The 24,875-nt window shown below is 40.2% G+C and carries 24 protein-coding genes; 4 read left to right on the top strand and 20 right to left on the bottom strand.

Annotated features, from left to right (window positions below; genetic code table 11):
- Nucleotides 1-4 precede the first annotated feature (4 nt).
- The 13 genes from eutL to LCM09_RS15320 all read right to left on the bottom strand — a co-directional run bounded on the left by eutL (nt 5) and on the right by LCM09_RS15320 (nt 13,772).
- Entirely contained in the window at nt 5-658 is a 654-nt protein-coding gene (gene eutL, locus LCM09_RS15260; RefSeq protein ID WP_224883904.1) for an ethanolamine utilization microcompartment protein EutL, read from the bottom strand.
- Nucleotides 659-667: 9 nt separating this feature from the next.
- A complete protein-coding gene (eutC, locus tag LCM09_RS15265; RefSeq protein ID WP_224883662.1) occupies nt 668-1,660 on the bottom strand; it encodes an ethanolamine ammonia-lyase subunit EutC in 993 nt (330 codons plus the stop codon).
- A 10-nt stretch (nt 1,661-1,670) separates the two neighbouring features.
- On the bottom strand, nt 1,671-3,038 hold the full coding sequence (locus LCM09_RS15270) for an ethanolamine ammonia-lyase subunit EutB (protein WP_404800842.1): 1,368 nt from the start codon (nt 3,036-3,038) through the stop codon (nt 1,671-1,673).
- Between the two features lie 12 nt (nt 3,039-3,050).
- Entirely contained in the window at nt 3,051-4,481 is a 1,431-nt protein-coding gene (locus LCM09_RS15275) for an ethanolamine ammonia-lyase reactivating factor EutA (RefSeq protein WP_224883664.1), read from the bottom strand.
- A gap of 132 nt (nt 4,482-4,613) precedes the next feature.
- Nucleotides 4,614-5,129 (bottom strand): EutP/PduV family microcompartment system protein, encoded by a 516-nt coding sequence (locus LCM09_RS15280; RefSeq protein ID WP_224883665.1) that lies wholly within the window; start codon nt 5,127-5,129, stop codon nt 4,614-4,616.
- 26 nt (nt 5,130-5,155) lie between these two features.
- Nucleotides 5,156-5,497 (bottom strand): ethanolamine utilization microcompartment protein EutS, encoded by a 342-nt coding sequence (eutS, locus tag LCM09_RS15285; RefSeq protein ID WP_224883667.1) that lies wholly within the window; start codon nt 5,495-5,497, stop codon nt 5,156-5,158.
- A gap of 1 nt (nt 5,498) precedes the next feature.
- A complete protein-coding gene (eutH, locus tag LCM09_RS15290; RefSeq protein WP_224883669.1) occupies nt 5,499-6,773 on the bottom strand; it encodes an ethanolamine utilization protein EutH in 1,275 nt (424 codons plus the stop codon).
- A gap of 101 nt (nt 6,774-6,874) precedes the next feature.
- Complete coding sequence (locus LCM09_RS15295) at nt 6,875-7,474, bottom strand: ANTAR domain-containing response regulator (RefSeq protein WP_224883671.1); 600 nt, start codon at nt 7,472-7,474, stop codon at nt 6,875-6,877.
- A complete protein-coding gene (locus LCM09_RS15300; RefSeq protein WP_224883673.1) occupies nt 7,475-8,899 on the bottom strand; it encodes a sensor histidine kinase in 1,425 nt (474 codons plus the stop codon).
- Nucleotides 8,900-9,012: 113 nt separating this feature from the next.
- Nucleotides 9,013-9,858 (bottom strand): ethanolamine ammonia-lyase subunit EutC, encoded by an 846-nt coding sequence (gene eutC / locus LCM09_RS15305; RefSeq protein ID WP_224883675.1) that lies wholly within the window; start codon nt 9,856-9,858, stop codon nt 9,013-9,015.
- A gap of 50 nt (nt 9,859-9,908) precedes the next feature.
- Nucleotides 9,909-11,270 (bottom strand): ethanolamine ammonia-lyase subunit EutB, encoded by a 1,362-nt coding sequence (locus tag LCM09_RS15310; RefSeq protein WP_224883677.1) that lies wholly within the window; start codon nt 11,268-11,270, stop codon nt 9,909-9,911.
- A gap of 200 nt (nt 11,271-11,470) precedes the next feature.
- On the bottom strand, nt 11,471-12,175 hold the full coding sequence (locus LCM09_RS15315; RefSeq protein WP_224883908.1) for a response regulator: 705 nt from the start codon (nt 12,173-12,175) through the stop codon (nt 11,471-11,473).
- Nucleotides 12,165-13,772, bottom strand: a complete 1,608-nt coding sequence (locus tag LCM09_RS15320; RefSeq protein ID WP_224883679.1) for an ATP-binding protein — start codon at nt 13,770-13,772, stop codon at nt 12,165-12,167. The genes LCM09_RS15315 and LCM09_RS15320 overlap by 11 nt, the downstream gene beginning before the upstream one ends.
- Before the next feature lie 108 nt (nt 13,773-13,880).
- Here LCM09_RS15320 and LCM09_RS15325 point away from each other — a divergent pair, with 108 nt between their 5' ends.
- Together LCM09_RS15325 and LCM09_RS15330 are read left to right on the top strand one after the other, a co-directional pair.
- Nucleotides 13,881-14,939 carry a DctP family TRAP transporter solute-binding subunit gene (locus LCM09_RS15325; protein WP_224883681.1) on the top strand — a complete coding sequence of 353 codons (1,059 nt, stop codon included), beginning with the start codon at nt 13,881-13,883 and terminating at the stop codon, nt 14,937-14,939.
- 15 nt (nt 14,940-14,954) lie between these two features.
- Nucleotides 14,955-15,281 (top strand): DUF3870 domain-containing protein, encoded by a 327-nt coding sequence (locus LCM09_RS15330; RefSeq protein ID WP_224883910.1) that lies wholly within the window; start codon nt 14,955-14,957, stop codon nt 15,279-15,281.
- 16 nt (nt 15,282-15,297) lie between these two features.
- Here the strand turns inward: LCM09_RS15330 and LCM09_RS15335 are convergent, their stop codons facing one another.
- The 7 genes from LCM09_RS15335 to LCM09_RS15365 all read right to left on the bottom strand — a co-directional run bounded on the left by LCM09_RS15335 (nt 15,298) and on the right by LCM09_RS15365 (nt 21,737).
- On the bottom strand, nt 15,298-15,708 hold the full coding sequence (locus tag LCM09_RS15335; protein ID WP_224883683.1) for an NUDIX hydrolase: 411 nt from the start codon (nt 15,706-15,708) through the stop codon (nt 15,298-15,300).
- A gap of 15 nt (nt 15,709-15,723) precedes the next feature.
- The gene (locus tag LCM09_RS15340; protein WP_404800843.1) at nt 15,724-16,296 is read right to left on the bottom strand and encodes a M15 family metallopeptidase; all 573 of its coding nucleotides are present in this window, start codon (nt 16,294-16,296) and stop codon (nt 15,724-15,726) included.
- A 106-nt stretch (nt 16,297-16,402) separates the two neighbouring features.
- Nucleotides 16,403-16,960 carry a cysteine hydrolase family protein gene (locus tag LCM09_RS15345; RefSeq protein ID WP_224883684.1) on the bottom strand — a complete coding sequence of 186 codons (558 nt, stop codon included), beginning with the start codon at nt 16,958-16,960 and terminating at the stop codon, nt 16,403-16,405.
- A gap of 42 nt (nt 16,961-17,002) precedes the next feature.
- Nucleotides 17,003-17,758 carry an alpha/beta hydrolase gene (locus tag LCM09_RS15350; protein ID WP_224883686.1) on the bottom strand — a complete coding sequence of 252 codons (756 nt, stop codon included), beginning with the start codon at nt 17,756-17,758 and terminating at the stop codon, nt 17,003-17,005.
- A gap of 120 nt (nt 17,759-17,878) precedes the next feature.
- The gene (gene lhgO / locus LCM09_RS15355) at nt 17,879-19,087 is read right to left on the bottom strand and encodes an L-2-hydroxyglutarate oxidase (protein WP_224883688.1); all 1,209 of its coding nucleotides are present in this window, start codon (nt 19,085-19,087) and stop codon (nt 17,879-17,881) included.
- 16 nt (nt 19,088-19,103) lie between these two features.
- Nucleotides 19,104-20,030: a glutarate dioxygenase GlaH gene (gene glaH / locus LCM09_RS15360; RefSeq protein ID WP_224883696.1), complete on the bottom strand. Its 927-nt coding sequence runs from the start codon at nt 20,028-20,030 to the stop codon at nt 19,104-19,106.
- 294 nt (nt 20,031-20,324) lie between these two features.
- Nucleotides 20,325-21,737, bottom strand: a complete 1,413-nt coding sequence (locus LCM09_RS15365) for an MBL fold metallo-hydrolase (protein ID WP_224883705.1) — start codon at nt 21,735-21,737, stop codon at nt 20,325-20,327.
- Between the two features lie 571 nt (nt 21,738-22,308).
- Between LCM09_RS15365 and LCM09_RS15370 the strand changes: the two genes are divergently transcribed.
- On the top strand, nt 22,309-23,700 hold the full coding sequence (locus LCM09_RS15370) for a sodium:solute symporter family protein (RefSeq protein WP_224883707.1): 1,392 nt from the start codon (nt 22,309-22,311) through the stop codon (nt 23,698-23,700).
- A 37-nt stretch (nt 23,701-23,737) separates the two neighbouring features.
- Nucleotides 23,738-24,841: a M24 family metallopeptidase gene (locus LCM09_RS15375; RefSeq protein ID WP_224883709.1), complete on the top strand. Its 1,104-nt coding sequence runs from the start codon at nt 23,738-23,740 to the stop codon at nt 24,839-24,841.
- The last annotated feature ends 34 nt before the right edge of the window (nt 24,842-24,875 follow it).

Raw genomic sequence — 24,875 nt, forward strand, 5'->3', positions numbered from 1 at the left:
GAATCTAATAGTGCTTCGGTGCATTGGCCACCTCTATTACAGCGTCTCTAAAAGCATCAGCTGCTGCTTGACAAGATGCTTGTGAACCCGTTACTAGCCCACCACCAAAATTAGTCTCAGTTGGCGGACCATAAAAGGTTGAAAGCTTAACATCAGACGACTTCAAAGCTGCATCTATTCCATATGTTGATTCCAAAGGTGGAGCAATAAGATAAGCGAGTGATTGTCCTGGCTCTATGTCAGCTTCCTTTGACAAAAATGATCCAGTTCTTGAGACGACATGTGCATATAAAGCATGTGTTTTCTCTTCGTTAAGCGCTTCAAAATGGGCTCCGCTTTCAACCACATCTTCAACAGCTTGTATACCGCTTTTCACTTCATCGGGATTGGGACCTGATAGAATACCGATAAATTCACCTGAAAGCGGACCAGATGAATGATCTGCGCCTGCGTAAAATGATTGAGCGTACGCAACCTCCACATCAGCACGTTTCGTTGCTTCATCTAACGCCGTTACACCTATGTCATCCATATCCACTGTAAAGATACCAAGACTCCGATGACGATCGTTAATTTTCAACTTTTTAGCTAAGAGCGGTTCAACATTTGGAATGATTCGAACTGACAGGACATTCGCAAAAATAGGTAATAAATTAATGGGATTCACCTATCCTTCCTTTTTCACAAGGGCGACACCACTTGCTTCATATTTCAATACCTTCTCAATCACACTTCCTAAATAAGCTCCCGCTTCAACCGGAGGAATACCACCACTGTGAATATTGGAGATTACCATTCGATCTGATTCAATTGTGTTTAGCCTAGGCTTATAACATAAATAAGCGCTGAGTGATTCTGCACTTATCAATCCTGGTCGTTCCCCGATAAGTAAAATTGCTACTTCAGGTTCTAAAGCCTCTCCAACATCGTCCATCACTGCAACTCTGCCTTTTTCAATGAAAAATGGTGTTCCAACATTAAAGCCTAGATTATCCAAAGATTGCTGCAAGGAAAGATAAACGTCCTCAAGATTTTCATCGATCGCTTTGGAACTTAATCCATCGGAAACAATGATCTGAACTTGTGGAGAATGCATGCACTTATTTTTAATTTTCTTTTTGGCTTCCTCTGATAACCTTCTACCATAGTCTGGCCGCCTGATATACGTCTCCTTATCCGTTACTTTTGTATTCACTGAAAATAGGTCCAGGGCATCTAAGAGACTTTTATCCACATTTCCATAGACAGCATCAACTGCGGCTGCGTGGTCATATCTGAATCGTAACCAAGCATCTGTTTTAGGTCTCACACCAGCACGGCCTACCCCAATACGTGCAGGTGTACTATTCGTCAATTGTTTGAAATCATCACTGTTTTTACTTTTGTTTTCTTTTTGCTTTTTTGAGCTGACAGGAAATGTCTTCACTACTGACTTCGTCCCATTTTCCTCTTCCTTTTTTGTTGAAGGAAAAGATGAGAAGGTTACTCTTCCTCCAGCTTCTTCATGTGATTCGGGCGAAGATACAATAGATTTGGCTTTCGGATTCGAAGTCGTATGGTCCCAAATATTCACTCGTTCTTCATTGGTTTTTGAATGAGACTCTTCCTGTATCCTCGATAGAACTAGTTTTGTGACCTTCTCTATCATATTTGTATCCATTTAGACCCTCCTATCTTGTAAAAATCGTAGGGTCACCAGCTAATTGAGTCAGTTCCCCATTTCTTACTATTTCCATCTTCTCAAGCCATTCTTCAAATAATGGAGAAGGGCGTTTATTAAAAGTTTGACGTAGCGTGGCGACGTCATGGAAACTCATAGACTGATAGTTCAGCATACAGTCATCTCCCATAGGAGTAGCGATAATAAAATTCACACCAGATGTAGTGAGAAGAACACCCAAATCTTCTATATCATTTTGGTCCGCTTTCGTATGATTTGTATAACAAATGTCAACGCCCATCGGAATGAGGTGCATTTTACCCATAAAATGATCTTCAAGACCTGCCCTTATCACTTGTTTGTTGTTATAGAGATATTCTGGTCCTATGAAACCGACAACGGTATTTACAATGAACGGATCATAGTAGCGCGCAAAACCATAATTTCTTGACTCTAAAGTCATCTGGTCAATCCCATGATGAGCTTCTGCCGACAGCTCAGATCCTTGTCCTGTCTCAAAATACAACCGTTGCGGCCCCGTTCCAGTCCCTTCTACCTTCGCCAATTCATTTGCTTCTTCTAATAGCTTCGCATCGATTCCAAAGGACCGATTTGCCGTTTCAGTCCCTGCTATACTTTGGAAAATCATATCAGCAGGAGCTCCCTGTTGAATGGCTTTCATTTGAGCGGTTACATGAGCCAACACACAATTTTGAGTGGGAATTTTCCATTCTTCTATAAAGTCATGTGTGGCATGAAGAAGACGTTTCACACTTTCTACGGATTCTTCAACGGGGTTGATTCCGATTACCGCATCTCCAATTCCGTAAGATAAGCCTTCTTTGAGCGATGCAATCATGCCATCGACGTTATCAGTAGGATGGTTCGGTTGTAAGCGTGAAGACAATACACCTTTTTGCCCGATTGTCGTGTTACATTTCGTTTGAACTTCGAGTTTATTCGCAGCATGGATCAGGTCTAAATTAGACATAATTTTGCCAACAGCTGCAATCATTTCACTATTCATACCTCGACTAATTCGCTTAAGATCTTCACCCGATGTTTCAGTGGCTAGTATATATTCTCTCAGTTCGGCTACAGACCAGTTTTGGATGGAGCTATAAATTTTTTCATTCACTTCGGATTCTATTATTCTAGATACTTCATCTTCCTCTTGAGAAAGAAGAGGGTGATTTCGAATATCTTGGAGCGTCAATTCACTAAGAATTTCTTTGGCTGCAATTCGCTCTTGTACCGATTCAGCTCCTATACCTGCAAGTCGGTCACCAGATTTCTCCTCATTTGCTTTAGCAAGAAGGCTTTTTAAGGATGAGAACTGATAGGTATGCCCTAAATAAGTGGTTGTTAAATTCAACATTCTGCCTCCTTCCTATTTCTGAAATGTCAATGTTTTGATTACTACCGGAACGACGCCCGATTCTAGTAATCTTCCTATATCCAAATAGTCACCATGCTCGATATTTATTTGGTCAATACACACTGTTGGTTGTTTATTATTTATAGTGCGTAAAGTTTGGCCGAGGGATTTCGCAAGATCACGCTCTAAAACGATAATCAGGGGTTGCGGTGAACGTTTCTTTTCAACTGCTTTTATGAGAGCTTTTGATAACTGCTGCATGTCCTTGAATCCTAATAAAGGTAATTCTGTTAAATATAAAGCAAAATTTTGCCCTTCCTTTTTAGGATCAAAGATTTGAATTCCTTCTTCTATCAATTGAGGGAGAAGTGATAAATTTGATTGAAAATCCCCGCTAAATGAAATCTTGTACACCGGAAGATTCCTTATTGGTAAAGTCTGATTATCTACCTGAATTGTTGCACCGCTAATTTCTGTAGTTTGTGTTCCAGCTCCTAGAACCGTTGCTCTGACTGTTTCGTTTGGTTCTAGCCACTCCCAAGATGAAAGCTCAGGGTGATCTGTTAACGATTTAGCTAGTCTTACACCGATGTCATCGTATATCCCTGTTGTACTGCATTTGTCAGGATGATAGATGCATTCTGAAACGCCGCCGGAGAACATGATGGCGTCGACCTTGCCTTCCCAATTTGGTTTATGGCCCAATAGCAATTCATCAGATTCATTCAATTTTTGTCCCAGCATGTTGGAAATTGTTTGAGCCATATAATCTGTCAGCTTTTTAATATCTTTATCAACGACACTCTTCCCAACTTCCAACTGCAGGTCTAGTTGATCTTCAATCCTCTTTATATAGGGTGCAATATAGTTGACCACCCCATTTTTGAATTCAATCAACTTACCACCAATGTGGAGAGTACAAGTGCCAAGGAGCTTTCCATATTTGTATACAGCTACATTTGCTGTTCCACCACCAATGTCGATATTAGCAACCGTTCGATTAGTTTGTTTTGAATATGCATGAGCCCCTGACCCTTTTCCAGCAATGATACTTTCTAAATCAGGACCAGCAGTTGCCACCAGAAATTCACCAGCATGGTTTGATAAATGATTGATCATCTCTTCAGCATTTGTTTTTGTAGCTGTTTCACCGGTGATGATAACTGCTCCAGTCTGAATATCATCAACAGAAATGCCTGCCTCTTGATATTGAGATATGACGATACGTTCTACTTCATCCATGTCGATTTCATGCCCTGACTTTAGAGGAGTTCTAAAAATCGGACTTCTGTAAATGACATCAGTATCAGTTATTTCGATTCGGGGCATGTGCGTACTTCCCGCTGTATTCGTTAAAGAGAACTTACTTATTACGAGCTTCGTTGTGCTTGTTCCAATATCAATTCCTGCACTCAGCAGTTCTTCCCTTTTTTTACGGTCCATACCATTCCTCCGTTGCAACAAAAAAAGACACCTCATACATGCTATCCGGCTAGGATAGAAGTATAAGGCGCCTTTGCCTGAATTTCATTCATTTTTAAGCTTCATCTATTCTGAATATTAAATCAAATAAGGCTACTTGTAAAGGGTTTCATTAAAAATGAGAGTATCGATGCTCTCATTTTCTACATAACGTCTCATTTCCTCAGTGCTATTAAAATCAACTAAATCGCGTAAAAAGTTTAATCCAGTCCCACGTTCAGCAGAAGTAATGACAATTGGCCCTTTCGGAATCACACGTTTAAGTTGTTCGATCGCTTTATTAATATCTGCTTTCTCTGAATCAGCTTTGGTTACAACGCCTATAGGCAGCTTATTTATTCCAGTGCTGAACCCTGGTGGAAAAATCGTTTTCTTCTTCGTAGCATCTTGGATAAACACGACATGTGTAACTTCTAGTGAAGTAGCCATGATATTTTTATAGTACATTGGATTTTCAGTATACTCACCTGGCGTATCAACAATCCAGTCATCATAAGTAAGACTTTGTGTTTTTAAAGCTCTTTCTTCTTTCCCTAATAGAGCTTTTGTTAGAGTAGACTTTCCAGCTCCAATAGACCCCAAAATCATGCATCGATTTTTTTTAGTCATCCTATCCCTCTCCCATCCTTCGTTTACTACGATTTCGTTATATTAGAGGGAGTGTAACCCAGTGTTTCTGATAAAAATCTATTCACCTCTTGCATAGCCATATCGACTTCTGAAACACTCCCTAGCAATACCAGGCTGCCAGTGAAACGGTCAAGAAAGCCTATCTTGACGTGAGCAGCTTTCGTCGCATAATCCCCTGCAATAATGGCTGTTTCACTCGGTGTTAGTGTAAGTATTCCTAAGGCTCCAGACTCTTCAATTCCTAATTTCTCAAACATGTCTTCATCTGGGTTCGCAATCAAGTGACTTAACGTAATTTGTTTTCCTGGAACGAATTCTTGGATGAACCTCTTTTTTTCTTCATTCATGTTATTTCGCCTCCGATGCAACTGCAACTTCATTTTCCACTTCTTTTTCTAGATATTCTTTTTCTCCAATGATGCCTTTTTCTCGATCTAGACGTTCAAGTTCTCTTGCTTTTGGAACGGATATCCAATTTGCTATGGCAATTGCGATGATACCTGCAGAAAGTTTACCAACAATAATTGGTAAGATTAACGTTGGCTGAAAGTTTGCAGTAAAGGAAAGGTGATCGCCTAAAAGAAATGCCGCACAAACACCAAAAGAAATATTTATTACTTTATCCTTAGGAGGCATAGAGCGAATTAGCTTGAACATGGCAAGAATATTCGCAATTGTTGCGACAAGCCCTGCACTTCCTACAGTACTCAATCCTAATTTTCTTCCCAAGGATTCCAGTGGTTTCGCTGCAAACTTCCTCAATAAATAAACCATAGGGAATGCACCTGCAAGCATAATTCCAATATAACCAGCGGTTTCTAATGCTCTAAATTGATCATCTGCATCCGCCATGATTGGATCGAAACCCCATCCTCCAAAAACATTGGTGAAAACACCCGTAAATATTTCGACGATGGAAAATACAAGCACTAGTTTAATAGCCGCATCTAAAATTCTACCGAACCACATAAATCCTTTAATCATTAAATCTGGAAGGAAATATAATCCTACTGCAATCGCAATAACAAATATAAGTAGTGGGGTAAGATTTGCAAATATTTTAAGATAACTTATTGTGAATTCATATGTGGATTCAGTGTTCGTTGAAATCACATCTCTTACTTTGGAATTAGTCATCGTTATGATGACACTAGATATGAGTACACCAATTGGAATCGTGAGTACTCCCGACATAATTCCAAGAGCCATATATTTGTGATCTCGCTTATCAAGCATAGCTAGTCCCATTGGTATAGAGAATACTATGGTTGCCCCTGCCATAAATCCGACGATTAAGGCCATGATCCATCCTTCATAAGATTGCTGAAGCGCTTCTGCTAACTGGTACCCTCCCATATCTGAAGCTAATATTGCCGTTGCCGCAATTGCAGGATCAGCACCTATTTTTTCGAAAAAAGGGCCTACGAATGTATTAACTAACCACGAAAGGTAAGGAATTGAAGCCATAATTCCAGCAGCTGGGACAAAAATGTGCCCAATAGAGTGTATGCCTTCCATGAATTGGCCACCAATACCCTCTTCACTGTTCTTTATTGAAGCAATCGCTCCTGCTATTGCACAGATCATTATGATATAAATAACTATATTACCGATTAGGACCATATTTTTTCCCCACTTCCAGTATATTTTCTAACCTAGGCAGAAAAAGACAAAAAGGTGCTAAAGAAGGCAAGTTCTCCCTTCCTTTAGCACCTTTGCTACATTTATTCACTTATGGCTTGTACTTCTGTTGCGTTAGAATATTTCTTAATGATATACTTCGCAACTTTCTCAAGTGTAACCTGCTTATTCATACTTGTTTTTCTCATTTTCTTAAAGGAAACTTCTTCAGTGTATCCAAATCGCTCCATCAAGATCCCTTTTGCTTTTTCTATTAATTTCCTCTCTTGTAATTGCCTATCTGCCTCTACTACTTTCTGTTCATATTGTCTTGAAACCTCAGCCTGATGTAAAGCAATTTCTATAGCTGGTATCAATCGATCACTCGAAACTGGTTTAACGATGTAACCGACAATGTTCGCTTCTTTTGCTTTATCAACAAAATCTTTCTGGCTATAAGCAGTGAGTAACAATATTGGAGTCTTAAACCTTTGAGATATTATTTTACTAGCTTTTAAACCATTCATCTTTGGCATTTTAATGTCCATGATAATAAGATCTGGTTTTACTTGATCGACAACCTCAATTGCTTTTTCGCCATTACCTGCCTCACCTACCACATCATATCCTGCGTCTTCTAATATCATTTTCACGTCCATCCGTACAATGGACTCATCCTCTACGAGTACGATTCTTTTACTCACCTACATCATCCCCTTAAATGGAAATGCAATACTTGCCTCTGTACCCTGAACGACTTTTTGTAATTGAAATTCACCTGCAAGATCGTTTTCAACCATCATATTAACAATTTCTAATCCTAATGAAGGCTTTGTGTGAGGAATATAGCCTATCCCGTTGTCTTTCACGCTAATTTTTATATAATCTTCTTCATGTCGAAATGACACTAAGATCTTACCTGAATTCCGTCCTCTAAACGCGTGATTCATACAATTTTGAATTAACTCATTGATTACTAATGCAACAGATACGGCTCTTTTTGACTCTATAGTAAGATTAATTCCCTCGAATGAAATTCCGACTTTCGTTTCGGCTGATGTTTCCATGTATACGAGCATCGTACCGATTTTTTCAATTAGTTCATAGATGTCTACTTCATCAATACTACTGTTGGAAAGGATCACCTCATACACTGAAGCGATACTGAGTATACGGTTCAAACTTTCTAGAAAGTATACCTTACTTTCTTCTGGAATTCCTCGACGCATTTGTAAACGCAATAAACTAGCAACAGTTTGCAAATTGTTTTTCACCCTATGATGGATTTCTTGTATTGCCACAGATTTCATAATTAACTCTTTTTCTTTATCTCTTAAATCCGTCATATCTCTTAATACAATAAACTTACCATTGTATTTGTCATGTTGAGACAATAAAATTTTCTTCACTTTAAAAATTTTATTAGAAATTTCAACTTCAGTTACAAATAAGTCATCAGGGTGTAGAATAATATCTTCTAAGAAAGGTAAACAGTGAATTAAGTTCTCCCCGCTTTTGCATTCCTTCCCAGTCAAACCATGAACTAAATTGATTGCTGCTGGATTTGAATACAGCAAATTCCCTTCTTCTTCTACAAAGAAAAATGCTTCTTCTATTAAATCAGGAATCATAGGTTGTTTCTCTGAAACTCCCAATAGAACATCACTCAACGACTCAGCTGTTTTTGACAACGCTTTCAATTCAGCTCGTTCTTTAAGCTGATCGCTTATGTCCTTTTCCATTACCAAAGCTCCGATAACGCGATTCTCCGAACTATGGATAGGAACTACACTCTGTTCCACTTGAGTTCTTTCTTGTGTAATTGCTCTGTTTGAAGTCATAGCATTTCCAGACCGAAGACAATAATACACTCCTGGCTCGAACGTTTCGTATGCCTTCTTTCCTACGACTGGATTTTCGTAGATCGGTCTAGTTGTAGTCGGAGCTGCTTCTGCAACAACAATTGCGTGCTTGTTATCTTTCATCAGACAATCGATAAATATATTCGCTTTAGATAAATCTGCTGTGTATTGGAGAGTATTACTTACTTCAATGATCGTTTGAATTTCTACTGGTGAAAGACTTGTGTGTTCCTCACAGATTGACTTTATCGATACTGCATCATTCATTAGGTATAAATCACCAACTTTTCCATTTATTAAATGGTATGTTTAGCCTAGAAACTACCTGACATTATAATGAGCAATATTAATTTTGTCAATTTTACATATATTCCGTCAAATTATTTCATCTGAGAATATTTCACTCCGCTCGCTTGGTAGTTAAGCATCTCTTCAATGACATCCGAAAGGTACGCTCCAGCCTCAATTGGCGGGACACCGCCACTATGAATATTCGAGAAAACAGTTCGATCAGCTTCTACACTATTCTCATTCGGTCTGTATATTAAATAGGCACTTATGCTTTTAGATGTTGCTAGCCCAGGTCTCTCACCAATCAACGAAACAACGAGGTCACAATCTACTAATCTTGCTACTTCATCTTGTATCCATACTCTACTTTTCCTAATAAAAACAGGAACACCTATGGTAATGCCTTTTCCTTCAAGTCCCTGTATTAAAGCCGGAAGTAAATCGGGTACAGTCTCCTCGATTCCTGTAGAACTTAGTCCATCTGAAATAATGATTTGTACTTGCTTACCTTTCACTCCATTCTCCTTCAGCCACTCGACCGAATTTTCGTCTAATGATCTCCCCACATCTAAATTCATCAAATATTCCTCCATGCTAGAGGCCTTAGAACTTAAATTTGGAAGCTTCATTTCCTTTAGTACAGAAGTAGATACATCTTTCATAACTGCGTCTTGTGCTGCTGCATGATCGATTCTAAAGTCTAAATAATTTTTCGTCTTCATTCTAGTACCACTATGTCCGATACCAATTCTAGCTGGCGTTTGACTCTGTGCTAGTTCTATAGAATCCTGATTGACTGGAGAATCAACTGTTACACGTTTCTCCGCACTATAAACAAACTCTCTTGTTTTATTATTGGATCGTTTCTTTGTTTCACTTCTCGCTTCTACTTCCATTTCTTTTATAACTTCTTTTACGATTTGTTCAATATTCACATGCTCACTTCCCTTCTTTTTTAACGCTTCACATCACCCTTATGGATGATTCAATCAAAGATGGAAAGGTCTCCTGCTGCTTTAGTTAAGCGACCATTTTCCATAATTCCCATTTCTTCTAGCCATTTTTCAAAATCTCGAAGTGGGCGCAATCCTAGCATTTCTCTTAAGCTTGCATCATCATGAAAACTCGTATCCTGGTAACTTAGCATGACATCGTCTCCACCCGGAACGCCCATATAAAAGTTAGCACCTGCTACAGTCGTCAACATTCCAGCAATTTCCTGGTCATTTTGGTCTGAATTCATATGGTTCGTATAGGTTGGAGCAATTCCCATTGGAAGATTATGTAGTTTACCCATAAACAAATCTTCCAGATCACACCGAATCATTTGTTTACCATCGTAAAGAGTTTCTGGTCCAATAAACCCCGAAACATTGTTAACCATAAAAGGGTTCCAATGTCTTGCATACCCATAAGTTCTGGCTTCCAGTGTCTGCATATCCACACCTAAATGAGCATCTAAAGAAACTTCAGATCCTTGACCTGTTTCAAAATAAAAAAAGTTGGGACCTGTTGAAGTGCCTTTTGCCTTCATAAGGATATAACCTTCATCTAGAATTTCTTTAGATACACCAAAATCTTCATTCGCTAATTGTGTGCCTGCTAAACTTTGAAACATTAAGTCAACTGGAGAACCTTTTTCAAGCGCTTTCATTTGTGTCGTTATATGAGCGAGTACACAATTCTGAGTTGGTATCCCCCATTTCTGGATAAATTCATGACTCATCGAAAGAATTTCTCGTACAGATTCAACAGCTTCATTATTTGGGTTTATTCCGATTACCGCATCTCCGGAACCATATGATAAGCCTTCTTTCATTGATGCTAATATGCCAGAAGGGTTATCGATTGGATGGTTGGGTTGGCAACGAAATGCTAGTCTTCCAGGCTCACCGATCGTTGTATTGCAATGTGCTTGGTGTTTCATTTTTTGTGAGGCAAGAACAAGATCTATGCTAGACATCAGCTTTGCTACTCCTGAAATCATTTCACTTGTTAACCCTCTACTTAACCTTTTCAGGTCAGATCCAGTTGTGGTGTGGGATAAAATATATTCTCTTAGTTCTCCTACCGTCCAACTCGAAATCTCATTATAAATAGGTTGACTCATATCATCATAGATCAATCTAGTTATTTCATCTGTATCATATGGAATGACTGGATTTTCATATATATCTTTTAGATGAATTTCACTCAACACATATTTTGCAGCCATACGTTCCAATGAAGAGTTTGCTCCTATACCACTCATTGTATCTCCAGACTTTTCTTCACTTGCTTTTGCTAACACATCCTTTACAGAATCAAACTGATATACATCATTTCTTAAACTACAAGAAAAATTCATTCCACTCACCTACTTTTCGATTATACTTTCACACACAAAAAGGTGCCTAAAACATTAGATTCCCTCCAATGTATTAGGCACCATTACCTACAAACTATTTACTTATAGCCAATAGTAACAATTATTTATCAGAAAATAAAGATATTTCTGTTCTAAACTTTTATATACGAACTTCTTTTACTACAACAATTACCTATGTTTTATATTTCTGTTGTATTCTTTTTTACAAACAAATACCTATTTAGTGGTCTTCCAACGCCTCCATATTGAATTTCTAATTTTACATGCCCTGACTTTTGAAGAAACTCTAAATACCTTCTTGCCGTTACTCTTGCAAGACCGATTCCATCAGCAGTTTCTTCAGCTGTAATTGGCTCAGTATGTTGACTGAGAAAACTTGTAATCTGTTCAAGAGTTTGTCGATTTAAACCTTTTGGTAATGGTGGTTCCATAACTCTATCGTTTCTATTGCTTCTAGAATTTTTTACAAAGTCTAACTCGCTTTGAGAAATAGTACCTTCACCACTTAATTGGTCATTATATATTTTATAGTCTTTTAACGCCTGTTGAAACCGTTCAAATTTAAAAGGCTTGATAAGATAATCTCTTGCACCATGATGAAGCATTTTCCGAATTGTTTCACGGTCGTTCGCTGCCGTGATGGCGATAACATCCACATGATTTCCTGAAGATCGAAGTGCCTTCAGCATGTCTAATCCGTTCCGTTCAGGCATGTAGACATCGAGTAGAATGAGATCTGGCTTCATTTCCTTAACAAGTTTCAGTCCTTCTTCCCCTGTACTTGCAACGCCAATAATTTGGAACCCTTCGATGCGTTCAATAAATTGCTTATTGACCTCTTGCACCATCGGATCGTCTTCAATCAATAGAATGCTAGTCGTCATCATGCTCACTCCTCTCCGTACTCATCGGAATAATAAGCTCAATACTCGTGCCTTCTCCCTCATGCGATACGACCGTCATTTTCCCACTCGCTCGTTCAACAGTTCGTTTTATGAGATAAAGACCAAGACCATTCCCGTCTTTCCCTTTTGTAGAAAAACCTTTTTCCAGAACCTTTTCTTGAACTTCCTCTTTCATACCACAGCCATTATCTTCTACTGAAAGATATAGAAAATGATCATCTGAAATGAGGCTAAGATGAATGAGGTTCTCTTCCTTACTCACTCGATTAAACGAATAAAAGGCATTCTCGATCAAGTTGCCTATGATCAATACGAGGTCATGACTATCCATTAAATCAGGATTCTTCGTATAGATACTATTACGATCGATCGTCACATCCACACCGAGTTCTTTCCCTCTCCTTACCTTACTTAAGATTAATCCTGAAATACGAAAATCGTTGATGTGTTTACTCAAAAAGTTCGAAAGATCCTCATCTTGTTGTGAAACCTCAAACACATAGTCGAGTGCTTTTTCTTTTTCGTCAAGCTGAATCAAGCCTGCAATCGTATGAAGACGATTTAACGACTCGTGGTTTTGTACTCGTAACGCTTCTACAAAGTTTTTCACACCGGTCAATTCTTCTGCCATCGCTGCCACTTCTGTTCGATCTTGAAAGACGGCGACAGCTCCGACCTTTTGCCCCTCAACCCTGATCGGTACTTTGCTGATCAACAAAACCTTCTTCCCTACTGTCATCTCTTCATTTTGAAGACGGTGGTCTTCAATTAACACGGATAGCAGTTGTTTGCTCTTTATCACACTGCTCACCGGGAGGCCAGCAGCGTCATCTGTGATATCTAAGATTCGTTTCGCTTTTTCATTGAAGATCAACGTCTTTCCATCTAAATCAATCGCAATAACACCCTCGTTCATTGCCTCAAACGTTGCCGTTCGCTCCACGAGCATTCTCGCTATCTCATGTGGCTCTAGGTGGAACGTCTCGTTCTTTATTCTTCTTGCAAGAAGCCAAGATCCTACAATTCCAAATCCAAGTGCAAGTATCGCGATCAGTGCTAGTTCAGATTTAATACTAGAAAGAACAGTTCCAAGCTCAGGCATGATGTTTCCTACAATTACCACACCGATTTGTTCATGTTCGGCATTCATGATTGGAACGAATGAGCGAATTGCCACGCCGATTTCACCTTTTGCTTTTGAAACATAGCTATGTTCAGCGAATGCCGCTCCTTCGTCTTTTCCCGCAGATACCGTTCCAAGTTTCTCTTCAACAGGGTGAGAATATCTAATGCGGTTTGAGTTGAGCACGACGATATAATCTGAATCATTTATCGTTCTGACTCGATTTACGATCGGATTGATTTTCTCCCATCCTTCACTTTCATTTAAAGATTGTTGCACTTCGGGTAAATTGGCTACGGTACGTCCTGTTATAAGGCCTCGTTCCCCTAACCTCTCTTCTGTTTGATCATACAATTTTCCCGATGCAATAATCCCCGCAATGATTATGGAAAAGAAAACAACTCCGAAAGAAAATATCATGATCTTCCATTTTATCGGTATATTCCTTGCCATAATCCGTACGTCCTTCCAAGCATCTCTAGCTCATATACTAGTACCTTCTCGTTAGATTCTTGTTATCTATGATAAACTATTGGAAACGCTTGCGAAACAGGAGATACTATGAAAACAGTTACGATCATCACATCATTTATTTTGGCTGGTATCCTGACTGCTTTTTTTCTTGGCTTCAGCCCGGTCGAAAGCACAGGGAAATTAGAATATGATGATGAGCAGGAAGGGTTAGAAGAGCAGCTCGTCATACGGTTCAGCCATGTCGCTGCTGAGAACACGCCTAAAGGGATGGCAGCACGGGATTTTGCGAAACGTATACAAGCAAAAACCGATAATGAGATAAAAGTAGAAATCTATTCTAATGGAGAGCTCTATCAAGACCAGAATGAGTGGGCAGCCGTTGCGAACGGAAATGTAGAAATGATCGCACCTGCTACTACGAAGCTCTCAACTAGATTCCCTGATTGGCAAGTACTCGACTTACCCTATGCATTTCAGGGATATCCTGCCGTTCAAGAAGCGTATGAAGGAAAAATCGGTCAAACCTTATTAGACGACCTAAGGGGCACGAATGTGAAAGGGCTAGGATTCTGGTATAACGGCTTCAAACAATTCACAAATAACAAACAGCCCATACAATCACCTTCTGATATGAATAAACTTCATTTCAGAGTGATGCCAGGACCAGTCATCGAAGCTCAGTTTCAAGCTCTGAACGCAAGCACAAGTGAACTTTCATTTAACAAAACCTACCGAAACCTTGAAGTAGGATTCGTCGATGGTCAGGAAAATGCGATATCAAACATTTACTCAAAGAAATTTTATAAGCAGCAATCGTATATGACGTTAAGTAATCACGCATACCTCGGTTACGCAGTCGTAATCAATGAGGAATTCTTTGAAGGGCTGTCTAACACTCATCAACAATCCCTTACTGAAGCAATGAAGGAAACAACGGATTGGGTTCGAAGGCATTCGATCGAAATCAATGACGCTCATATTCGGAAGATTAAACGATCATCGGACATGGAGATCGATGTACTTACCACTGAAGAACAAAAGAGGTGGCGAGAAGCATTTAAGCCAGTTTACCTTAAAGCAAAACAAAACATCTCAAATGAATTGTTACAAGAACTGGAGCGCATCCAACAAACGCATTCACCATAATAAGGAGGGTAAATGATGAATACAATTTTCGTAGCTGGGCATTCAAAACTACCTGGCGGAATGGCAGCTAACAATATCTCAGATACACTAACGCTCACGCTTGAAGTAGATAAGCATTATGGAGTGATCGTCGATGCCTCGTGCACGCTGATGACCGAGCACAGCAAGCAGTTTGTGAGACAACTTTTGAAAGGTTTCAGTTTACAAGATGGCGTTGAGGAACCACTAACCCAATTAAGAGAAGGCTATCTTGGGAAAGCAGGAAATGCACTTGCTGCAGCATTGAAAGATGCACATAAGCAGTACGACATGTACCCTGAACAAAGCGCACTAAGCAAATAAGAAACAAAGCGGCAGACTAGTTTAATCCAGTACCTGCCGCTTTTCTATGCAATACCTCTGCTACTTCCTGAGGCTTAATATTGAGTGTAGAGAGTAAATCAAGATCGATCCACATCGGTTCATACGTTCCTCTACCATTTCCATTGTTCTGAAATTCTTCACCTTCTCCAGTGCCGAATTCCCCTTTAAGAATTTGAGCAAGAAAGTATACCTGTCTTCCGTTATATGCAACCTCTATAAAAGGCGCTATCACTGAAATGACAACGCCTAATTCCTCATATGCTTCTCGAATGGTAGCTTCTTCTGGCGTTTCACCATGTTCGACTCCTCCACCTGGGAACACATAGTAAACGTCACCATTTCTAACTCTCTTAATTACCGCTACCTTATCATTTTGGATGATGATTGCTGAGCCTCTCGTTCTCACGAACACACCTCGCTGTTATTCGTTTTTCGCATACGCTTTTTCAGGTCTATGGCCATTCTTCAACTCTCGAATGGTCAAACCGAAATCCATTTGTAGATGCGGATAATCCTTGAAGGATGACCAGTCTCCCCCCCATTCGAAGCCGAGGTCTTTCGCAATGCTCACGACTTCCATCCAATCGGACTCTCCGTTTTCATTATCATCTCGCTTCATATCCCAAACGACTTCTCCGTCATCTCGTTTCAGCGCAAAGTCTATCGCCAAACCATAGTTGTGATACGAACCGCCACCGGTCACATTAGTGACAACATTCCCTCCATCGGAGCGACCTTTCTCGTAAAGTTCGTTCTGCTCTTCATTCGATCGATGACCATCTGTGATAACCACATCAATGCCCTTTTTGGCAGACTTCGCGATCAGTTCTTCCTTCGCATCCCTCACTTCAGGGTGCAGTTCGTCTGGTAACGGAACATCTTTCTTAACTACTACACTACTAGTATCAAAATAAGTCGCTATTAAATAGTTACCTACTAGACCTATACATAACAACACGAGAAACGTGCTGACAAATTTCGATATGATCTTCACTCTTTATCACTCCCCGCCAAACCGATTCCATACTTCTATTGTAGCAGGAAGAAGAGCACAAACAGGAGAGTTTGCTCAATCCTGTATTCATGTTGTCACATCACCTTCATAAAGCTAGTTTCTTTATCAACTGATCAGTCGTCATCACCAAAGCAAATTCCTCGTGAATCGTTGCGAGTGAAACGGTATGAACTTTCTCTGGCTCCACATAGTTTCCATCTTGGTCATAGATTCCATATGCAGCCGTGGCATCTGAAACAACATATGTATGAAAGCCAAGGTTTCCGCTCATCCGAGCAGTTGTCGACACACAGTGAGGAGTTGTTAGCCCCACAATTACGACTTCATTGATCTCTCTTTCTCTGAGATAACTTTCTAAATTCGTCCCTATAAATCCGCTATTCACCGTCTTCGTGAAAATTTGTTCCTCTCCAATCGGCTTAACAGACTCTTTTATCTCAACGCCTTCTTGCTTAGTATAAAAGACAGATTCAGGATCATTTGATTGATGCTGGATGTAAATCACCTCCAACCCTTTCTTTCTCCAGTGATCGATGAGCGTCGCCATCTTCTCCTCAGCATCATGATTATTGCGGTCTCCCCATTTCTCATTATAAAATGCCTTCTGAACATCTACGACTAGTAAGGCTTTGTTCACCTTCATCTCCTCCTATCAGACTCTAAAATCATTAATTTAACTTTTCCTTCAGCTCATTAAAAACGTAACAACACGACCAATTCGTTCACTAAACGCTTCATATGTATGAGCGCCACCCTGCACGGTATTGAACTCAACTTCAGTAACCTTCTCGCTTAGGAGCATGTTAATGCCTTGATTCGTTTCATAGAAAACGCGATCCACTCGTCTATCACCTGATTCAACCGTTCCGCAATCTAAATATAGTTTCTCTACGTTCGATAAGTCCGCCTCTCCGATAAACCGTTCGATTTCCTCTTGGTTCCGAAAGAATGCTGAAGAAATCGCTGCTCCTCTAGTAAAAACGTGAGGATAGCGACAAATAGCATATACCGTCAGTAAACCTCCGAGTGATATACCAGCCAAAGTCGACTGTTTGAGCGTTCGATACGTTCGGTCGATGTATGGTTTCAAATCACTCACGATAAAATCAAGATACTCTTTTCCTTTCACATCCGTCATTGGTTCAGTAGCTGTAAGCTCTTTACTGATCTCGCCTGTAGGAAACGGACAGTACTCACTCATGCGCCGCTCGCCCGAATCAATGGCTACCACAATCGCTTGTATCCGTTCATGTTCTAGAAGCTCTCTTAACCTGAGCGACCTTCCCCCTACCGCATCATCGTCATCAAAAACGTTCTGTCCATCATGCATATAGATGACTGGATAACGCTCAAGAGTTTCATGATAATCGTTTGGTAAATAAATTCTTATCTTTCTTTCTTCTTCAAACACCGGAATATATAGACTAAAGACATTCATCATCAGAAAACACTCGCTCCCTACCACTCTATTGGTCTAGTACTCTATAGCTGTTCTGTAAAGCTCGCACATATCCTTTTTTCATAAAGAAAAACTGCCGAGCATAACTCAGCAGTTTTCTCATTACGTATAGAGTTTACTCTTTCGAACACCCGGGACTTTATCAGCAATCACCTTCCCGATTTCAAGAGAGGCAGTCGCTGCTGGTGAAGGGGCGTTACATACATGGATCGATCGCTTTCCTGGAAAAACAAAAAAGTCGTCAACGAGCTTTCCATCTTTCAAAAGAGCTTGAGCACGAACGCCAGCATGAGTTGGAATCACGTCTCCTTCTTGGATCTCAGGAACGAGTCGCTGTAAGCTTCTCACAAAAGACTTCTTGTGAAAGGAGCGCTTCATCTCTTTGACTCCTTCTTTCATATTACTAGCCGCCATTTTCCAAAACCCATCGAACGTAAGAACGTCGAGTGTATCTTTTAGATCGAACGACAACTTGTTATATCCTTCCCGCTTCAAGCTCAGCACCGCGTTCGGACCCGCGTGAATCCCACCACTCATCATTCTAGTTAAATGAACGCCGAGAAACGGAAAATCCGGGTTCGGTACAGGATAGATCAAGTTGTTAACAAGATAGCTCTTCTCTTTCTTAATCTCAAAATATTCTCCTCTGAATGGAACGATTTTCACATCCGTATACATACCGGCAAGCTTCGCCATTCGATCACTATGAAGACCAGCACAATTAACAAGAAAACGAGCCTTGAAGGTACCTCGAGTCGTATCCACAACAGCTTCAGTCTCATCTTCCTCTATGTTCGTGACCTTCGTACTCGAGAGGAGATCGACACCCAGGCTTTGTACTATGTCCGCTAGCTTTTCTGTTACCTTTTTATAATCAACGATGCCTGTTGATGGAACCCGAATGCCCTCAACACCGTTAACATATGGCTCTATTTCTAACAATTCACTTCTCGATAATTTCGTTACATCTAATTCATTCTGAAGCCCTCGGTCGTAAAGCTTCGATAAATTCTCTTTCTCTGTCTCGTCCACGGCAACGATGACCTTTCCACACACATCATGAGGAATGCCATACTCCTGACAGAAATGAACCATAGACTGACTTCCTTTTTTCGCAAGAGCGGCTTTCATACTACCAGGCTTATAATAAATGCCAGAATGAATCACACCACTGTTTCTACCTGTTTGATGGCTTGCCCAGTGATTCTCTTTCTCGACAACTGCCATCTTCGCATCTGGATACTTTTTATGAAGAGATAGAGCTGTCGATAATCCGACGATGCCCCCTCCTATTACAAGATAATCATACATCGGCACCTCTCCTTACCTACGCAAATCGACCACGCTGACGTAAAAGTTCACGGCGAAGATCAGGATTCTCTTCAAACGCTTCTCTTCCATGTAGCCAGAAATGATTGTTCAACATTACAAGCTTCCCTTCAGGTAGGTCGACTCCTTTTGTTTCTGAAGAATTCTCCATAGAGTGAGAAAGGTCCTTCAAATAGGTAGCTTCTTCAATCGTTGATGGATGAACAAATTGATCGATAAAACACATACAAGGCTCATTATTCCGTTCATAGAACGTTGTACGAAATACTTCTTTTACGACATTCTTGCTTGGCGGTGCCTTATAAACGAGCTTTTGAGTCGCCAACGGATGATGATAGTAGTGTTCAAGGTCTTCCCAGTCATCAAGATGGAGTAAGCGTGATCTTCCTCCAACAGCATGCTTCTCCCCAAACTTCATCATCAACAGCCAATCTGTCGGTTCGTCAACATACGTTCCGTCCGTATGGAGGGTGAACAGACGATACGCTTGACGCAAATATGAGTCGCTATCATCCGTATGCTTTACAGAGAAGCGAGCATAGTAGTTGCCTGACATCGCATCGAAATTAGGGATACCGACAAGATGAGAAAAAGCAGTAGAAAACTTAACGTACTCTTCCTTATCATTCGTGTAACCGTTGACGCCCACGGTAAAGCCACCGCTCGAGCGATCGTGAAGAATGCCTCGCACCGTTTTCTGGAAGTCACCATCAAGCAACGTAACTAGTTTTTCGGTCATAATAAACCGCATATAAGGAATATAATCGAGCTGTTGACTGCTGATCGTTTTCACTTCTTCAAAGAAGCGCTTTACTACCTCATGATCAAATTCGATTTCATAAAGCCTGTCATGATCCAAAGAAGGCTTAATTTCATAGCCGTTTCCTTTAATCGTCTGACGTTCTACGTTCGCAGTGTTAAGCATTCGCATTCTCTCCCTTGTTTTTTATTTCACTAAAAAAAGCCAGCATACGTCTCCCGTCAAATCGAGATCGATACACTGGCTCGTAATCGCGTGATAGCTCCTTATATGAGCTTAGGCAATTTACACAGTATTGTTCATATAATGACTGATCCACATCGCATCCGGTTCTTAAAAGGGACTACCTTTCTAGATGGAAGCGTTTGCTTTCTTACTAAGCGTACAACAATTAGAATTTTCCGTCAATACGTCTATAAATAAAGCGCAAAGCGAGACTTCACTTTGCGCTCTTTGGTACTATTCTTTCTCGATCTTGTCGCCTTCTTTTTCCCATGCAGCAAAACCACCGCTATAGTTCAAGATATCCTTAAACCCAAGTGATTGTAACAAGCTCGTTCCAATTGCAGAACGTGTACCTGATTGACAATGAACTACGAGCGTTTTATCTTCTGGAATATCTTCGACTTGATCTTCTATATAACCAAGCATATGATGGCCTGCACCAGGAATGTGTCCCTCGTTAAATTCGTTCTCTTTTCTGATGTCGACTACGTATACATCTTCTTTTTCATATACATCCTTCAGCTCTTCAGTTGAAATGAAGGTGTATCCCTCTAGATCATTCCACTGAGAAAGGAGTTCAGGGCTTGCGTACGCTTTGATATTATCGATACCGATTGAATGAAGTGATTTAACAACCTCATCCTTCATTTCATCCTTGGCAATCAGTACGAGATCTTTATCATAATCAAGCACCCAGCCGGACCAGTTTGTAAATGCTTTATTGTAAGGTAAGTTGATTGCACCTTCAATATGACCTTCTGCAAAGTCTGTTGCAGGACGAGTATCCACAATCGTAGTATTCTCTTGCTCTGCAAATGCTTTAAATTCATCAGCATTGGTGACCTTCTGAAGCTCCTCGCCTGTTAAAACTGCAGGACCTTCTTTATTTACTTTCTTCATAACAGAAAAATACGTCGGTGGTTCTGGCTGTTCGTTCAATAATTCTTTTTGGAAGGCTTCTTCATTCTCTTCCTTCAATGCCCAGTTATTTCGGAGTTCGTAGCCAACTGTAGATTGTGGAACCGCACCGAGTGATTTACCGCATGCACTTCCTGCACCGTGTCCTGGCCATACCATAAGAAACTCTGGTAGCTCTTTAAATTTTTGAAGTGATTTAAACATGTCCTTTGCGCCTTTTTCAGCTGTTCCTTCTTGACCAGCTGATTTTTCAAGCAAGTCAGGACGTCCGATATCACCAACAAAGACAAAGTCACCAGTAAATACACCCATTGGTACCTCAGAGCCTCCGCCAAGATCTGTTAGCATGAACGAAATACTTTCAGGGGTATGTCCTGGAGTATGCATAACTTTTAGTTCAATGTTCCCTACTTTAATGATAGATCCATCTTTCACTAAATCTACATTCAAGCCTTCAAGATACTCATATTTTGAGTCTTGATCACCTTCATCAGATAAATACAATTTCACATCATGTTTCTCTGCAAGCTGGCGTGCACCTGAAACAAAGTCAGCATGAATATGCGTTTCGGCTGCAGCTGCTAGATGAAACCCTTCTTTTTTTGCAGTTTCTATATATGGGGTCACATCTCGAGCTGGATCGATCACAAGTGCTTCACCTGTTCGTTGACATCCAATCATATAAGAGTATTGCGCTAGCTTTTCATCAAAGAATGTGCGTAGATACATTTCGTAACCCTCCAAATAAATTTTAATAAATTACCCCACTGGGTATTTAACACCATGATAACTACTATAGTATTCTTTATCAACATTAATGCTTTATACCCCATACACCATTCTCTATAACATTTCCTAACTCCTCTTAATAACTCCTAAAATAGTAAAGACCTTCACTCATAGCCGTTATAGTTCTCATATTTCCGCTACCCTTACTATTTATTCCCTAACCTAAGAATGGATCGGCTAAAATTATGATTTTCTTCGAACCGTTATATTTGACAAACTCATTCATATTCAAAACAAAGCTAAAATTCTAAATAATAGATCTTTTATCACCGCTTACAAAAACTATAAATAGGTACTAAAGAACTATAAATACTCCATATTAATCTAAAATAATCTTTATTTTTCCACAAAAACATGATAATAGTCTTCGTTTTTCCGCGCATTCTAATAACAGTTAGAAATCGTTTCCATCAGTTATTAGTACCGTTTTTTATAATCATCTCGTCTTATGATAGGATACAAAACGGTGCGCACCTCAGAAAATCACACAACAAGGAAGTGACATTTAGTAATGGAAATTACACATAATCCGAACCTGCTCTGGTTTGTCGTCGCTTATGGCGCTCTCATGGTTGGTTTAGGAATTTACTTTTCTAAGAAGGTTTCGAGTAGTGAGGATTTTATTCTTGCTGGAAAAGGACTCGGAGCACTCGTACTTACGGGTACCCTATTAGCAACATGGACAGGTAGTGGAAGTATATCTGGTGGGGAAACGTCTATGGCGTACAGCTATGGTATTATCCCAGCATTTTTGATGGCGATTCCAACACTAATTGGTATCGGAACCCTATACCTCATCGCTCCACGAATTCGTGCATTTGGTAAATATACTGTTTCTTCTATCCTTGAAGAAAAGTATGGCCAATTCGCTCGTATGCTTGCCGGAATCATTATTATCCTTGCGTATGTAGGTATCGTTTCTTATCAAATGAAAGGCTTTGGATTTATTCTTAATTTAACAACAGGAATTTCAGTTGAACTCGGAACAATAGTCGGAGCCGCTCTTATTATTTTTCTTGCAACAATTGGAGGACTTCGTTCCGTAGCTCCAACTGATGCGATCAGCGCAATCTTGATGGTAGTCGGTCTTGGTGTTACACTACCGACCATTTTCGTTGTTGCTGGTGGTTGGGATGAAATTATTGCAAATGTACCGAGTGACCACCTAACGTTTAGTGGACAATTATCAAATATTCAATTGCTTGGATTTTTGCTGCCGTCACTATTCTTATTACTTGCAGACCAGAACATGTATCAACGTCTGGCATCTTCAAGCGGAGATAAGTCGTCAAAGCGAGCACAAATCGGCTGGCTTGTTGCGATGTTACTCATTTCACCTACAATTGCATTAATTGCATTCGCTTCACGTTCAATCTTTCCTGACATCGATCCAGGAATGGCCCTAATGGCGACAACAGTTGCCATGCCGACTGTAGTTGGTGGTATTCTTTTAACTGCTGCTACTGCATTTATTATTACAACTGGTAACTCGTATCTATTGTCAGCTGCAACGAACGTAACGTATGATATTGTTGGGAAGTACGTCAAAAAAGACGCGACAGATCGTCAACTGTTGAACATGACAAAGTGGTTCATCGTTATTCTAGGTGTGCTTGCTTATGTCATCATTAGCTTTTTCCCAACAGTCTTGTCCGTTCAAATGTATGCCTACACAGTATACGGAGCAGGAATTACACCTGCCGTACTAGCCGTTTTCTTCTGGAAACGCGTGAACTATTACGGTGGTATTTCTTCCATGATCGCAGGTGTTGTAACGACACTTGTCTGGGAGATTCCTTTAGCAAGACCGTTTGATCTGAACAGTGTTCTCTTTGCCGTACCAGTCGCAGTCATCGTACTGATCGTCGTGACTCTCGCGACTTCGAAAGGTAAGCAAGAATAAGTAAGAAACAGAATACCGTCAAAAGGTTGTGGTCCTAATGAATCAACGATTAGTTAATTTCTCTAACTGGCTTAAGGAAACTGGACAAACATTCGCATTTGTTCATACTCCTTCGAACGTCTTTTATTTATCAGGTTTCCATACAGACCCACACGAGCGTCTATTAGGTCTGTTTGTGTTCCCTGATCAAGATCCATTCCTCGTTACACCTGGCATGGAAGTCTCTCAAGCAAGAGATGCAGGATGGAAGCATGACATTATCGGCCATGGAGATGCTGATAACCCATGGGATCTTATCCATACTGCTCTAAAAGAAAGAGGTATAACTGAAGCAAACCAGGTTGCGATTGAAAAAGTAACGCTAGCATATGAGCGTGCGGAAGAAATCATGCATCGCTACCCCGGACTAACGTTCACAAGTGCTGAAGAAAAACTTAATGAGCTTCGCTTAATTAAAGATGATCAAGAGCTAAAAGTACTTCGTGAAGCTGCAGAGCTTGCTGATTTCGGTGTTGAAACTGGTATTAAAGCTCTTCGTGAAGGTGTAACTGAGATGGAAGTCCTTGCAACGATCGAATACGAACTGAAGAAGAAAGGCATTCGCGAAATGTCATTCTCAACAATGGTGCTATTCGGTGAAAAAGCTGGACAACCACACGGAAACCCTGGAGATCGTAAGCTTAAAAAAGGCGATCTCGTTTTATTCGACCTCGGTGTTGTTCATAATGGCTATTGCTCAGACATCACTCGAACAGTTGCTTACAAAGAAGTGAATGAAAAGCAAAAAGAAATCTACGATATCGTTTTAAATGCACAGCTTGAAACGCTAAACATTTCAAAGCCAGGGACTCGCCTCGGTGACTTGGATAAGAAAGCTCGTGACATCATCACTAACGGAGGATATGGCGATCACTTCCCTCACCGAATTGGACACGGAATCGGCATTGAAGTACACGAATATCCATCCATGAGCGAAAATAACGATCACACTCTACAAGAAGGCATGACCTACACGATTGAACCTGGTATTTATGTACCTGAAATCGGTGGCGTACGTATTGAAGATGATGTCCTCGTTACGGCTGATGGTTATGAAACGTTAACAAAATTTCCAAAAGAACTTCAGATTGTAGGAAATTAAATGAAAAAGGAACGGCTCCAATGGAGCCGTTCCT

The organism is Guptibacillus algicola (assembly GCF_020171805.1).
In the GTDB taxonomy this organism is placed as follows: domain Bacteria; phylum Bacillota; class Bacilli; order Bacillales; family Guptibacillaceae; genus Guptibacillus; species Guptibacillus algicola.

Excerpts from the sequence above, each read along its gene's own strand:
- eutC (WP_224883662.1), bottom strand. The coding sequence starts at position 1,660 with ATGGATACAAATATGATAGAGAAGGTCACAAAACTAGTTCTATCGAGG.
- LCM09_RS15270 (WP_404800842.1), bottom strand. The coding sequence starts at position 3,038 with ATGTTGAATTTAACAACCACTTATTTAGGGCATACCTATCAGTTCTCA.
- LCM09_RS15275 (WP_224883664.1), bottom strand. The coding sequence starts at position 4,481 with ATGGACCGTAAAAAAAGGGAAGAACTGCTGAGTGCAGGAATTGATATT.
- LCM09_RS15280 (WP_224883665.1), bottom strand. The coding sequence starts at position 5,129 with ATGACTAAAAAAAATCGATGCATGATTTTGGGGTCTATTGGAGCTGGA.
- eutS (WP_224883667.1), bottom strand. The coding sequence starts at position 5,497 with ATGAATGAAGAAAAAAAGAGGTTCATCCAAGAATTCGTTCCAGGAAAA.
- eutH (WP_224883669.1), bottom strand. The coding sequence starts at position 6,773 with ATGGTCCTAATCGGTAATATAGTTATTTATATCATAATGATCTGTGCA.
- LCM09_RS15300 (WP_224883673.1), bottom strand. The coding sequence starts at position 8,899 with ATGAATGATGCAGTATCGATAAAGTCAATCTGTGAGGAACACACAAGT.
- LCM09_RS15310 (WP_224883677.1), bottom strand. The coding sequence starts at position 11,270 with ATGAATTTTTCTTGTAGTTTAAGAAATGATGTATATCAGTTTGATTCT.
- LCM09_RS15315 (WP_224883908.1), bottom strand. The coding sequence starts at position 12,175 with ATGACGACTAGCATTCTATTGATTGAAGACGATCCGATGGTGCAAGAG.
- LCM09_RS15320 (WP_224883679.1), bottom strand. The coding sequence starts at position 13,772 with ATGGCAAGGAATATACCGATAAAATGGAAGATCATGATATTTTCTTTC.
- LCM09_RS15325 (WP_224883681.1), top strand. The coding sequence starts at position 13,881 with ATGAAAACAGTTACGATCATCACATCATTTATTTTGGCTGGTATCCTG.
- LCM09_RS15330 (WP_224883910.1), top strand. The coding sequence starts at position 14,955 with ATGAATACAATTTTCGTAGCTGGGCATTCAAAACTACCTGGCGGAATG.
- LCM09_RS15345 (WP_224883684.1), bottom strand. The coding sequence starts at position 16,960 with ATGAAGGTGAACAAAGCCTTACTAGTCGTAGATGTTCAGAAGGCATTT.
- LCM09_RS15350 (WP_224883686.1), bottom strand. The coding sequence starts at position 17,758 with ATGATGAATGTCTTTAGTCTATATATTCCGGTGTTTGAAGAAGAAAGA.
- lhgO (WP_224883688.1), bottom strand. The coding sequence starts at position 19,087 with ATGTATGATTATCTTGTAATAGGAGGGGGCATCGTCGGATTATCGACA.
- glaH (WP_224883696.1), bottom strand. The coding sequence starts at position 20,030 with ATGCTTAACACTGCGAACGTAGAACGTCAGACGATTAAAGGAAACGGC.
- LCM09_RS15365 (WP_224883705.1), bottom strand. The coding sequence starts at position 21,737 with ATGTATCTACGCACATTCTTTGATGAAAAGCTAGCGCAATACTCTTAT.
- LCM09_RS15370 (WP_224883707.1), top strand. The coding sequence starts at position 22,309 with ATGGAAATTACACATAATCCGAACCTGCTCTGGTTTGTCGTCGCTTAT.
- LCM09_RS15375 (WP_224883709.1), top strand. The coding sequence starts at position 23,738 with ATGAATCAACGATTAGTTAATTTCTCTAACTGGCTTAAGGAAACTGGA.